11 protein-coding genes, 1 tRNA gene and 1 pseudogene are annotated in these 12,351 nt (G+C 56.0%); 5 read left to right on the forward strand and 8 right to left on the reverse strand.

Features of this window, described 5'->3' with window-relative positions; translation table 11 throughout:
- Together AAAX36_RS04660 and AAAX36_RS04665 are read right to left on the reverse strand one after the other, a co-directional pair.
- A pseudogene (locus tag AAAX36_RS04660) lies at nt 1-422 on the reverse strand (hypothetical protein); the annotation flags it as partial.
- A 162-nt stretch (nt 423-584) separates the two neighbouring features.
- On the reverse strand, nt 585-2,279 hold the full coding sequence (locus AAAX36_RS04665) for a PTS lactose transporter subunit IIBC (protein WP_349074282.1): 1,695 nt from the start codon (nt 2,277-2,279) through the stop codon (nt 585-587).
- 377 nt (nt 2,280-2,656) lie between these two features.
- Between AAAX36_RS04665 and AAAX36_RS04670 the strand changes: the two genes are divergently transcribed.
- Both AAAX36_RS04670 and AAAX36_RS04675 read left to right on the forward strand, forming a co-directional pair.
- Complete coding sequence (locus AAAX36_RS04670; RefSeq protein WP_349074284.1) at nt 2,657-3,556, forward strand: haloacid dehalogenase-like hydrolase; 900 nt, start codon at nt 2,657-2,659, stop codon at nt 3,554-3,556.
- Between the two features lie 72 nt (nt 3,557-3,628).
- Complete coding sequence (locus AAAX36_RS04675) at nt 3,629-4,348, forward strand: GntR family transcriptional regulator (protein WP_226802922.1); 720 nt, start codon at nt 3,629-3,631, stop codon at nt 4,346-4,348.
- A gap of 432 nt (nt 4,349-4,780) precedes the next feature.
- Here AAAX36_RS04675 and AAAX36_RS04680 read toward each other — a convergent pair whose 3' ends face one another.
- Nucleotides 4,781-5,545 carry a DeoR/GlpR family DNA-binding transcription regulator gene (locus tag AAAX36_RS04680; RefSeq protein ID WP_250787244.1) on the reverse strand — a complete coding sequence of 255 codons (765 nt, stop codon included), beginning with the start codon at nt 5,543-5,545 and terminating at the stop codon, nt 4,781-4,783.
- Between the two features lie 205 nt (nt 5,546-5,750).
- Between AAAX36_RS04680 and AAAX36_RS04685 the strand changes: the two genes are divergently transcribed.
- Nucleotides 5,751-6,803 (forward strand): aldose epimerase family protein, encoded by a 1,053-nt coding sequence (locus AAAX36_RS04685; RefSeq protein WP_349074287.1) that lies wholly within the window; start codon nt 5,751-5,753, stop codon nt 6,801-6,803.
- An 84-nt stretch (nt 6,804-6,887) separates the two neighbouring features.
- On the opposite strand, the gene AAAX36_RS04690 is transcribed toward AAAX36_RS04685, so the two are convergent.
- The gene (locus AAAX36_RS04690) at nt 6,888-7,367 is read right to left on the reverse strand and encodes a PTS sugar transporter subunit IIB (RefSeq protein ID WP_349074289.1); all 480 of its coding nucleotides are present in this window, start codon (nt 7,365-7,367) and stop codon (nt 6,888-6,890) included.
- A gap of 157 nt (nt 7,368-7,524) precedes the next feature.
- Between AAAX36_RS04690 and AAAX36_RS04695 the strand changes: the two genes are divergently transcribed.
- Nucleotides 7,525-7,600 (forward strand) — tRNA-Thr (locus tag AAAX36_RS04695).
- 206 nt (nt 7,601-7,806) lie between these two features.
- Here AAAX36_RS04695 and AAAX36_RS04700 read toward each other — a convergent pair.
- The 3 genes from AAAX36_RS04700 to AAAX36_RS04710 form a co-directional block, all read right to left on the reverse strand.
- A complete protein-coding gene (locus AAAX36_RS04700; protein WP_117746073.1) occupies nt 7,807-8,280 on the reverse strand; it encodes a YhcH/YjgK/YiaL family protein in 474 nt (157 codons plus the stop codon).
- Between the two features lie 197 nt (nt 8,281-8,477).
- Nucleotides 8,478-9,413 carry a hexose kinase gene (locus AAAX36_RS04705; RefSeq protein WP_117654926.1) on the reverse strand — a complete coding sequence of 312 codons (936 nt, stop codon included), beginning with the start codon at nt 9,411-9,413 and terminating at the stop codon, nt 8,478-8,480.
- A 59-nt stretch (nt 9,414-9,472) separates the two neighbouring features.
- On the reverse strand, nt 9,473-10,354 hold the full coding sequence (locus AAAX36_RS04710) for an aldose 1-epimerase family protein (protein ID WP_195361255.1): 882 nt from the start codon (nt 10,352-10,354) through the stop codon (nt 9,473-9,475).
- Between the two features lie 156 nt (nt 10,355-10,510).
- On the opposite strand from AAAX36_RS04710, the gene AAAX36_RS04715 reads away from it, so the two are divergent.
- On the forward strand, nt 10,511-11,095 hold the full coding sequence (locus tag AAAX36_RS04715; protein WP_195246910.1) for a flavodoxin domain-containing protein: 585 nt from the start codon (nt 10,511-10,513) through the stop codon (nt 11,093-11,095).
- A gap of 75 nt (nt 11,096-11,170) precedes the next feature.
- Here the strand turns inward: AAAX36_RS04715 and nagA are convergent, their stop codons facing one another.
- Nucleotides 11,171-12,340 carry an N-acetylglucosamine-6-phosphate deacetylase gene (gene nagA / locus AAAX36_RS04720; protein ID WP_022094606.1) on the reverse strand — a complete coding sequence of 390 codons (1,170 nt, stop codon included), beginning with the start codon at nt 12,338-12,340 and terminating at the stop codon, nt 11,171-11,173.
- Between the last annotated feature and the right edge of the window lie 11 nt (nt 12,341-12,351).

Genomic DNA, 12,351 nt, shown 5'->3' on the forward strand with positions numbered 1-12,351 from the left:
CACCCAACAGGCCCTCTCGGGGGCAGGGACGTTCGGCCGTGCGCGGGCGCCCGGTCGGCGGCCCGTTCTGGGCGCGCCTCAATCGTAGCCCGAGACGGTCCCGGGCTGACAATTTCGACTGTAATGGGGCAGAAGTATCGTCTGCCGATCCTGCTGGAGTCGGCAATCAGATAGCGCGCATCGGCCTTGCTAAAGGCGAGCTGCTGGATGCGGCCCTCGTCCATGTTGGACGTGGACACGTCGCCATCCAGAATGCCGTTGGCACCGATAAACGCCGTGTCAATCCCTAGTGCGCGCAGGGTATCCTCGGCCATGGGGCCCATAAAGGCGGCGGTGCGGCGACGGTACATGCCGCCCACCAGGCACAGCTCGCAATCCTCGCGCGCCTCGAGCAGGCTAAAGGCCGAAAGCGAATTGGTCACATAGATGGAAGGCAGTTTGTCGGTGACTCGGAGAGCGCCAATGCGATCTCACGACGGTTGCGCTCATTGTCTCAATTAGATACTCAACGAAATACGGCCCCGCAGCTCAATAAGCTGCGGGGCCGTACCATACACCGACGAATCAACGACGAAGTGCATCCACTATTTGGCCAGCTCCTGAACGATCCAGTCAATTGCACCTTCGGGATCGTTGGTAAGGTCGATATACTCCTTGCCCCTTGTGGTGAGCAGTTTAATTCCAAGGCGATCGGTATCGGCCTTCATAGCGTCATAGTACATGCGTGCCTGGGGTGCCAGAACAATCACGTTGTACTGACCCATCGTCTCATAGTGGCTTCCGTACGCACCGGACTGAGAAACCAGATCGATACCCTTAGCAGCGGCACCTTCGCGAAGAGCATTTGCCAAGAGAGTCGAAGTGCCGGCACCCTGGCAAAGCACAAGCACGCGGATCTGCTCCGCCTTGTCCTTTACCGCCTCGAGAGCTTTTGCGACATTTTCCTGTGCGGCAATAGCATCTGCATCCGAGTTTCCTGCAGTCTCCTTTGCAGACTCTTCCAAACAAAGCTGATGGTCATACGCCTTGCAGAACGGATAGTAAATCACAAAGTCAACGACCAACAGCACTGCCATCAATACAAGAGAACGCAGATCGAGACCCGTGGTGAGGAATGCACCGATTGGGCCGGGAAGCGCCCACGGCATGGTATACATGGGGGCGTTCATTCCAATGACGTCAATGAAAAATTTACCGATAATGGCGTTGACCATAGGAGCCACTAGGAAGGGCACGAACATATAGGGATTGAGAACAATCGGCATACCGAAGATAACGGGCTCGTTAACTCCAAAAATCACCGGGATAATCGATGCCTTGCCCATGGCTTTTAGCTGCTTGGAGCGCATAAACATGATCAGGATAATAGGAACGATGAACGTGCAGCCAGAACCGCCCAGACCGCCGATGAAGCTTGTAAAGTCCTGCGTGAGAGCAATTGACGGGTGTCCACCTGCTTGGAAAACCTCAAGATTGGTAACGGTATTGCCATAGAGCGCAGCATTGATCGGACTCATGACAACCGAAGCACCGTGGATACCCATAAATTGGAAAAGTGCGACGGCGCCTTCGATAAGCGCCATGCCAGGATAGGTGTCGACCGCGGAGAACAGCGGCGAGATGAGAGCGGATACCAAATTGGCGAACGGCACAGCAAGCAGCTTGCGGCTCGCAAGATCGATAAAAGCGCACGCAAGGATCGAAAACCCAAATGCAAAGATATCGCGAAAACTCTGCGCAATAGAGCCAGGGACCTCTTTGGGGAGCTTGATCGTCACATTATGGCTAATGCACACCTTATAGATATTAACGGTCAAGAATGCGGCTACGAACGCAGCGAGAAAACCCTTGGTTCCCATATAGCCGGTTTCAAAAACAGATGTATCTGCTCCGCCAATCGAGACAACATCGTTCGTCACCGATAGTAAGAGCATGCCGCACATGGCACAAACCATGCACGAGGTGGGGTTGAGAGATTTACCCGAAGGCATGCGACGGTTCATCGACATGGCAAGTGAGCTCGCCGTGGTGCCGGCCACCATAATGCCAAGAAGTCCCATGGTATATGCATAGATTTTATTGAAGAAATCCAGCACCTCAGGCGGAAGCGTGATGCCTACATAGGCAGGGAGCGTCGAAAGAAGAAGGAACAGGCTCGAGAACAGCACAATTGGCATATTCGAGAGAAAGCCATCCTTGATCGCCACCAGATAAATGTTCCTCGAGATTTTGTCGAAGAGGGGCTGGTGTTTTTCAAGGAATTTGACGATAGCGTCCATAACACATCCTTTCATGATTCCCGGGCACGTAACGATTTATCCGGACTCAACCGTCGTCGTCCCCGTTTGTATCCACTTATGTAAGTGAATACGTTCTTGTGCGAAATGTAATATCATTTGCGCGATTTGTCATAACCAATTCTTTTTCCGCTTTGTCGATATGTCAAGAATTCAAATACTTATTCGGTGAACGGTAGCTGATTACTATAAGGTTTTCCCAGCTAAAGAGTATTTTCCCTGAGCAGTACTATAAGTTTGCAACCGTTCACCGATTGGATATAACATATTGAATATATTGTTGTAACAATATTAGAGACAATGTCACAAGCCTGTCGTTCTAGTCAAAGGAAGTAACAATGCCCAAACGATTACTGAACATGTCCGCATCCGATTTTGCCGCCACGTCACCCATGGATCTGAAACAGGCAATTCTGGCTTCTGAGGGACGTACCATCATGGCGGAAAACGTACCCTCTTCCCAATTTCTCGGCGGCGTTACTAATGCAGAAATCGAACGTGCCGCAGGTGCCGACCTGCTTCTGTTTAACGCGCTCGATGTGTTCGATCCAGTTATTGCCGGTATTCCAGATGATCTCAATGAAAACCCGGTCACTTGGGTGAAGCGAGCATGCGGAAGGCCCATTGGCGTCAATCTGGAGCCAGTTGATAACGAGGCAGAGATGTCTGAAACCCGAACGGAAATCCCCATGGGTCGTCGCGTCTCTCCCAAGACCTTAGAAAAGGCTAACGAACTCGGATTTGATTTTATCTGCCTGACGGGCAACCCTGGAACCGGCGTCTCCAACGATGCAATCGCCCATTCGATTAAACTCTCCAAAGAGCATTTCAATGGCCTGGTCATAGCCGGAAAAATGCATGGAGCGGGCGTTGCGGAACCTGTCATGACGCTCGAAATTGCGCGCAAGTTTGTTGACCTCGGCGTCGATATCCTTCTCGTGCCAGCCCCCTACACCGTCCCTTGCTTCCAAGAAGCAGACCTGCGCGCCATCGTAGACTTTGTACGATCCCACAACGTAGGCAAGTCAATTGAAGAGAAGGTTCTCGTCATGGCGGCGAACGGGACGAGTCAAGACTCCTGCGACAGCGAGACCATTAAGAAAATAGGCCTTGCAGCAAAAGCAGCCGGCGCTGACCTCCAACATATCGGGGACTCCATGAACGGTATTTGCCTGCCCCAGAATATCTTCACGCTCGGACAAGCCCTTCGTGGATACAGGCATCAGATCGTCATGCTGAGCCGCTCTGTGATACGTTAAGGTTACCTTGCCCACGTTACATCCCGACTGAGGCAATCATCAGGTATAACCAACATGCAAACTGAGGCTCTAATGCTCGATACACACGAAAAACGGCCACTCTATTTACAGCTCACCGACGCGCTGCTCAAGCAGATCGTCGATGAATATCAAGCAGACGATAAACTTCCAACAGAAATGGAACTCTGCGACGAATACGCCGTAAGCAGAACAACCGTCCGACTTGCCATGAGTGAGCTGGAGCGTCGTGGAAGTATCTATCGAATCCAAGGTAAGGGATCGTTTGTTGCACCGAAACGCGTTAGCGAGCTCAATTCACTTTTAGACTTTGACTTTGCAAGCCATTGCGATGGCGTTGATCCGGATGCCATCACCAAACATTTCGGCGGCCTCACATCAGGTCGTCCAATTTCCGTAATGATGCTCCAACAATTTGGATGTCAAAGTCGCGATGAAATTCAGCGTCTTGAATTGACCTACGAACTTGAAGGCAGCTTCATAGGCGCTGATACGTTCTTCATTTCAAAGTCGCGCGTTCCGAATAACCAGTTAGATTTTCAGGCATTTAGCAGAATCATGGACGACTTGTCCAAGTCTATCCAATCTGTTAGGGAAAGCTATAGAGCACGTCAGCTTAGCGATTCCGAAGCCAGTAATTATGGTGTTGCAAAACTTCCGGTCATCGAACTGACTCATTATGCTTACGACTCCGGAGGCAAACTAATCTCAATTGTCTGCCGCACCGTCTTAACTGGGCGGGTCCCTTATCAAAACTTTATTTTCAAGTCCTAATGTTCTTTTTCTTTTGTCTCGATCTGTAACACGTAGCCGAGTTTTTAAGTCCTAACCGTTACAGATCGAGACAAACAAGGTAGACCCCGCCGAATTGTCTCAATCTGTAACACTAAGACCGGTTTTGGACGTCTAGATGTTACAGATTGAGATGAATGCACAGGTCAATCCTCTCAATCTCAATCTGTAACAACTAGCTGAATTTTTCGGTCCTAGCTGTTACAGATCGAGACAAACGGAATAGGCCGAGCCAAAAATCTCGATCTGTAACATTTGACTCGCTTTTGGCCGCCTAGATATCACAGGTTGAGACGATTTGATAGTGGAGTCCTCATTTGCGCGTCATATCGCGTAGCTCTGACGCGCTGGTTTCCACAATGACAGGAGGTAAAAGTCCTCCCGCATCGCCTGTTGGCAATCCCGTAGCTTTAGCTAGCAAATGACCTGCGTATGCTCCTCGATGGCGGCACGATCTTCGGCGGCGATGCCCGGCTCGCACACCACGGCGTCCAGGCTGTCCAAGCGGCAGAAGGTGTAGAAGTCGCGCTTGCCGATCTTGCTGGAGTCGGCGATCAGATAGCGCGAGTCGGCCTTGCTAAAGGCGAGCTGCTGGATGCGGCCCTCTTCCATGTTGGATGTGGACACGTCGCCGTCCAGAATGCCGTTTGCGCCGATAAAGGCTGCGTCGATCCCCAGTGCGCGCAAGGTGTCCTCGGCCGTAGGGCCCACAAAGGCGGCGGTGCGGCGGCGGTACACGCCGCCCACCAGGCACAGTTCGCAGTCTTCGCGCGCCTCGAGCAGGTTAAACACCGAAAGCGAATTGGTCACAATGCGCAGGCGAAACGCCGGCAGCATCGAGGCCATCTGCTCAACCGTGGTGCCCGTGCCCAAAAAGATGGTCGAGCCTTCCTCGATAAGCTCCACAGAACGGCGCGCAATCTGCAACTTTTCCTCGGCATGCTTCGTGCGCTTTTCGCTGTGCGAATACTCATGGCGCAGCATAGCGTGTGGACGGCCCTGCGCACTGCGGGCTCCGCCGTGCACGCGCTCGATCTCGCCCAGGCTCGCAAGCTCCTCAAGATCACGGCGGATCGTCATATCCGAGACACCTAACGCATCCGAAATCTCCTTGACCGAGACCGTTCCCTGTTCCTCGAGCAGCTGCCGAACCTTATCCTGTCGCTCCGCTTTAATCACGATGAGTCCTCGCTGTTCCACGCTCACGTCAATTCAAACAATAACGAACAAATTGTATCAGACTCGCGCGCGTCAGAAATGAACGCCCGCACAGCTCCAATCATCACTTTTTTGAGAAAAATACCCCCTGCTTTAGTGGGGTGTAGTGATAATCTCGCCTGTTCGCGCTACAGTTTGTCCGAAATACCTCGATGTTAGGAACCAAATGATCACTTCCGAGCTTTTCGGCACCGCGCCGTGCGGTACCCCCGTTCATCGCTACACCCTCAACGGGCCCGAGATCTGCGTTCGCATTATGGACTATGGCGCCACCGTGCTGGGCATCGACGTGCCCGACATTCCCGGCAACGTGCGCGATGTGGTGCTGGGCTTCGATAAGCTAGAGGATTACTTTGACAACCCCGCCTGCTTTGGCGCGACCATCGGCCCCGTGGCAAACCGCACCGCGGGCGCCACGATCACCATCGCCGGCACGGACTGGCATATGCCAGCCAACGAAGGCGTCAACAACCTGCACAGCGATCTTGAGCATGGTCTGCACAAGCGCGTGTGGGATGTTGAGCTCGACGAGGTTCATAACGCCGTGCGCATGACCACCTCGCTTGAGGACGGTGAGCTGGGCCTGCCCGGCAACCGCACCTTTACGGCCGTGTTTACCGTGACACGCACCGGCCGCTTCCGTATCGAATACGGCTGCGCGAGCGACCGCGTCACCTACGTGTCCATGACCAACCACACGTACTTTAACCTTGCCGGCCATAACGCCGGCATGGACTGCGAGCACTTCTTTGTTGCCAACGCTGCCCACTACCTGCCCATCAACGAGCAGAACATCCCCACCGGTGAAATCGCTCCGGTCGAGGGCACGCCGTTTGACTTCCGTGAGCTGCGCCCCGTCGCGCCCGGCATGGAAGCCGACGACCCGCAGATTAAGCAGGCCCGTGGCTACGACCACTGCCTGTGCATCGATGGCTATCAGTACGGCCGTAATCTGCGCCGCGCGATGCACGTCGAGGAGATGTGGACCGGTCGTGAGTTGGATTACTACACCACCGCCCCGGGCGTGCAGCTCTACACCGGCAACTGGCTGGGCGACGAGCACGCCAAGGACGATGCCAACTATGGCTGGGGCGCTGGCTTTGCCCTCGAGGCAGAGATGTACCCCGACACACCGCACCAGCCGCTGTTCCCGCAGGGCATTGTGGGCCCGGGTCACCCCTACAGCAATGTGATCGAATACCACTTTATGAGGCACTAAGCCCACAACGCAACATATCGCACAGCAGCGCCCGCCGGCACCACTGCCGACGGGCGTTTTTCTACCTAGTCATTGGGGACGTTCTTAAATGACTAGTTGGATGGGGTCGGGATTGGAGCTGGGGAGATAGCGGATTTCTAGCTCTATGCCGAGCGCCTGCAGCTCTTTGAGGGCTGCGACATCTGCGTCATCTACGGCGACTGCGGGCGTTATGGGGTGCTTGCCCTCCCCCGCCTGCATATGGCCAATGATGATCTTGGTGATCGGCACACCACCCTTAACCAGCGCGAGTGCATCCGTGGGCGACGCCACCATGATGAGAATCCTTTGGCGCGGCGTTGCGGTATGAATGATGTCGACAGTCCTTTGCACCGAGAAAAACCGCGTCCAGACACCCTCGGGTGTCGCCACCCTCATAGGGGCCCACTTGCGCGAATCAGCCGCAATCTCATCGTTGACAATTAAAACAAGGTTGGAACCCACGACTTCGTTCCACAGCTCAACGTCTTGCCCGTAAATAAACCGGTCATCGATGCGTGTGAGAAGAATCTTGGGTTGAGCCATCGCCACCCCATTCTGTTTGAGACCCGTAAGAGCAAGACATCACGTCTCCAATATTAGTGCATTTAAAGTGAGAAAAGCCGTCAGAACACTTGCGCGGATTTGCGATGTCCCGTATCATAGACAGCCGTTGACGCCTCAGTTGCGTCATCACATGGCCGCCAGCGTAGCTCAGTTGGTAGAGCACCGCTCTCGTAAAGCGGGGGTCACCGGTTCGAGCCCGGTCGCTGGCTCCATTGCACAAGATAGCCGCCTTCGGGCGGCTTTTTTGTTGCCGATTTATCGCACAATGCCAATCCAAGCACAACGCCGCCGGCAACTCCCCTACTCAACAAAAAGCCCCGCCAGCCGCAATCCCCAAAGGAACCGCGATCAGCGGGACCTAAGCGCGCTCCTCCAAAGGAAAACGCTCACAACACGAACAGCTCAGCCGAGCAGCGCGTTACTCCTCCCAGTAAGCATCTGCAAGTAGCTTAAAGCAGATCTTCTTGACCGGCTGTGCGCCATCGCCCGGGAACTCGAGCGTGGGCATGTGAGGCTCGCCGGCAACGAACAGCGCGAACTTGTCGTCGGCAAGATCGCCGGCAATCGAGGCGTCTGAATCGACCAGGTCGTAGTCGTCCTTCTCGTCAAACTCCTGGACCAGCGTCAGGCTGCCCGTGGCAACCTTAAAGGCCTCGCGACCCTCAATGTCGATCTGCAGGTCGTGATAGCGCTGATGCGTCTCGTAGTGAGCCTCTGCCTCGGGACGCGTCGTGGGAGCCATGACGTTCGCAAAGACCTTGTCGCCCAGAATCGGATGGCTGCCGACCTCGAGCTGCGCCGGGTCGTTCTCCTCGAGCCAGTCGATCAACACGTCGAGGCCCTTGAGCATTCCGCGGTACTCCTCGATATCGCCCAATGCACCGTAAATCATCTAAATCCCCTCTCGGATCGCTTCTTTGGCGGCTACTCGGCAAACGCGTTACCGACGCTGTTGCCACCCACATACGTCTCGACCAGGGTAAGGTCGGGATTGAACACGACAACGTCGGCGTCGCGCCCCGACATAATGCTATCGCACTTGTCGTCGACATGAGCTAGCAATCGATGCCGGGGCCGACGCCCAAGCCCTTACAGCTCGGTCACGACAACGCCGTTGTAGACCTCGTCCCAACGATCCATAACCAAGTGGCCAGTCATGGGATCCATGGCGTTGAGCTTGCCGCAGGTGTTGGCGGTACGCAGCACCGTCTCGTCGTCTGCGCCAGCAGCGATGGCATGTGCGAAGCCTGCGATAGTGGAGTCACCAGAGCCCGTGGCGTTAACGGCAGGGATATCGGGCGTCTTTGCGCGGAACGCACGGCCATTGTGAAAGCCAACGGAGCCGGCAGCGCCCATGGACACGACGACCCAGGGGATATCGGAGAAGCGGGCATCAGAGGCAAGCGCGGCGCGGAGCTCGTCCACATCGTCGGTGGTAAAGCTCGTGCCCAGAAGGCCGTTGATCTCGGTCAAGTTAGGCTTGACCAGCTCGGGCTTAATTTCGGACTTAAGGGCGGCCTCGAGCGAAGCACCCGAGGTATCGAGCAGCACCTTGGCGCCGGCGTTCTCGGCAATGCCCGTGATCTTGGCATAGTAGTCCGCCTCGACGCCGCGGGGCAGCGAACCCGAGATGGTAACGACATCGGCCTTGCTCGCAAGCTCGGTAAACTTGGCGGTAAAGGCATCGAGCTCCTCGGGGGCAATTGTCGGGCCGCTCTCGAGCAGCTCGGTCTGGTTGCCGGCGTGGAGGATGTTGAGGCAAATACGGGTCTCGCCCTTGATGGGCACAAAGTCGTTGTTAATACCGTTGGCGTCCATGAGCTCGGCCATGTAGGCGCCCATGTGGCCGCCGAGCAGACCGGTTGCCACAACGTCGTCGCCCAGCTGACCCAGTACACGGGCCACGTTGAGGCCCTTGCCGCCGGCGGTCTTTTCGGGCGTCACACGGTTGACGTCGTCGATAATGAGCTCATCGAGCTGATAGCGCGTATCGACAGACGGGTTCATCGTAACGGTGAGGATCATTTTTAGCTCCTTATCTCGCAGGCTCCTTATGCCTCGCGATACGAGTCGACAAAACGGAATTACAGAATCTCAATCGTGAACGAGCGAACGACGGTCTCCTTGGGCTTGGCGACAAGGCAGCCGCGCTTATGCTCAAGCACGTCGTCCTCATCGGAGCAGGTCGAAAGGCCGCCCCAGGGCTCAACCGCCACAAAATCGCCCTCGGGCTTGCTCCACACAATGAGATATGGGAAGTCCTCAAAGCTCAGGCGGACGCCCTTGTCCTCGCCCTTTTTGGAAAGCGTGACCTGACGGCTCTCGAGCACGTCAAAGATGGTCTCCGCAAAATCGAAGAGCTCATGTGACAGAGGCAGCGTCTTTCCCACCATGGGGTTCTTGGAGCGATTGGTCACGTCAATCAAGCCAGTCGAGGGGACGGCGGTGCAGAGCTCCGCAGCCTCGTCCTTCTCAAAGCGCAACTCGTAGTCCGTATAGGCCTCGCCCTCATCGAGCGGACACCTAAAGCCGGGATGACCGCCAATAAAGAACGGCATGTCCTCGGTGCCCTCGTTGGTGACCTCATAGGAAACGCGCACGGCAGCGTCCTCGAGCGTATAGCGGGCGACAAGCTTAAACGGATACGGATAATCGCTCAGCAGCGCGGCGTTATCCTCCGAAGCCAGGCACATCGCCAGCTCGTTCTCGCTCTGGCTCAGCAGCTTCCACTCCTGTTTGCGCGCAAACCCATGGCGAGCGAGCTTTACATGATGCCCGGCAAACGTCATGGCGTTGTTATCGCGCAAGCCTCCGCAAATCGGGAAGCAAATCGGTGCCTGGCCGGACCACACGGCGGGATCGCCCTGCCACAGATACTCGCGACCTCCGGCCTCGATCGAGGTAAACGAACCACCAGCCGTGGACACCTTAATAGAAATCGAATCGTTGGAGAGAGCGTATTCCATTGCCCATCCTTTCGAACAACTGCTTTTTGCTCGCAAGTACCCGTCTCGGCCCTGACCAAAGGACAAACCCGCACGTTCATCGATGCGTCCGGTATCCCAGCCATGTAACGGGGTACCATACAGACATTGATGCAATTACAGCTGAAAGGCCTTCTTATGCGAACCATCATCCTCTACGCCTCGCGCCATCACGGCAATACGAAAAAGCTCGTGGACGCCATCGTCGAGGCGCACCCCGAAATCGATACCCTCGACGTGAAGTCACTCGGCAAAAACGAGTACCCCAACCTGCACGAATATCATCTAATCGGCGTCGCCACGGGCATCTATTACTCCGAGATCGACAAGGATATGGCACGTGTACTGACCAACGTGCTGCAGCCGCAGGACAAGGTGTTTGGCCTTATGACCTACGGTGGCAAAAACAAGTGGTACGGCAAGGATATCGATGGCATCTGCCGCATGAGGCAGGCCATCTTTATGGGTGTCTACGGCTGCCCCGGCTTTGATACGTGGGGGCCGTTCAAACTCGCCGGCGGTGTCCAAAAGGGACACCCGACCGCTGAGGAAATTAAGGGCGCCGTCGACTTCTTCGACAAGATCGAAGATGAGTACGGCGATATCATCGTCGAAGAGTACGCCAAACGTGAGAAGCGTCTAGCATACGAGAAGGAGCATCCTGCAGGAGGCCTGGTGGCCGGCGTTAAGCGCACGGCAAAGAAGATCGCTAACAAGCTGTAACTGTGAAGGTGCTTTTGAGCGTTTAACCCATACGGCGGGTCCGAGCAGATTCGGGCCCGCCGTCTTTTTCTATCGTTACTCGGTAAAGGCGTTGCCGACGCTCTGGCCGCCAACATACGTCTCGACGAGGGTAAGCTCATGGTCGAACACGACAAAGTCGGCGTCGCGACCCGGCATGATGCTGCCGCACTTATCCTCGATGTGCGCGGAGCGTGCCGGCACCTCGGTTGCCATGCGAATGGCGATATCGGCGCTGGCGATGCCCCAGTCAACGATGTTCTTGACGCCCTGGGCAAGCGTGAGCACCGAGCCGGCAATGCTCTTGCCGTCGGCGAGCCAGCACAGGTTGTCCTTCATGATGACGTCCATGCCACCACTGGTGTAGCTGCCCTCGGGCATGCCGCCGCAGCCCAGGCAGTCAGTGATGAGCACCGTGTGTTGCCAGCCCTTTGCCTGCAGCAGCGCCTTGATGGCGGCAGGGTTAACGTGCTTGCCGTCACAGATGATCTCGGCGTAGGTCTCGGGCGTGGACATGGCAGCGCCCACGACACCGGGCTCACGGTGATGCAGCCCGCGCTGACCGTTATAGGTATGCGTAAAGCAGCTGGCACCGGCGTTGATGGCGGCGATGCACTCATCGTAGGTGGCGTCGGAGTGACCGATGCTGGTCACCACACCCTTGGCATTCAGAGCAGCCGCATAAGCAGCGGCACCGTCGCGCTCGGCCGCCATGGCGCTCTTGACGATGCGACCGCCCGCAGCCTCCTGCCACTGATCGAAGACCTCCTCGGAGGGATCGATAAGATAAGCGGGGTTCTGCGCGCCCACGTGCTTCATGGTAAAGAAGGGGCCCTCCAGATAGATGCCCTGAATGCGAGCACCGCAGAAGTCGGGACCGCGACCCTCGTCAGCCTGGGCGATGGCGGCGCAGGCATCCTTGATCTGCTCGACGCCATCGGTGAACGTCGTGGGCAGCCAGCTGGTGGTACCGCGACGGGCGAGCTCGGTCGAGCTGATATCAATGCCCTCGGGATCGTTATCGGTAGTCGAGTGGTTATAGAAGCCATGGATGTGGGTATCGACCATACCCGGTGCGATCCACGATCCCGTGTAGTCCTTAATCTCGCAAGAGGGCTCGTCGGCCTGCCAGGCGCCAAAAACGCCATCCTCGACCATAAGATAGCCGCCCAGTTGCGGGCCTGCCGGCAAGAAGAACTTGTCAGCCTTAATTGCGTACGTGCTCATATGCACTCCTT

The organism is Collinsella sp. CLA-ER-H10 (assembly GCF_040092475.1).
Taxonomy (GTDB): Bacteria; Actinomycetota; Coriobacteriia; order Coriobacteriales; family Coriobacteriaceae; genus Collinsella.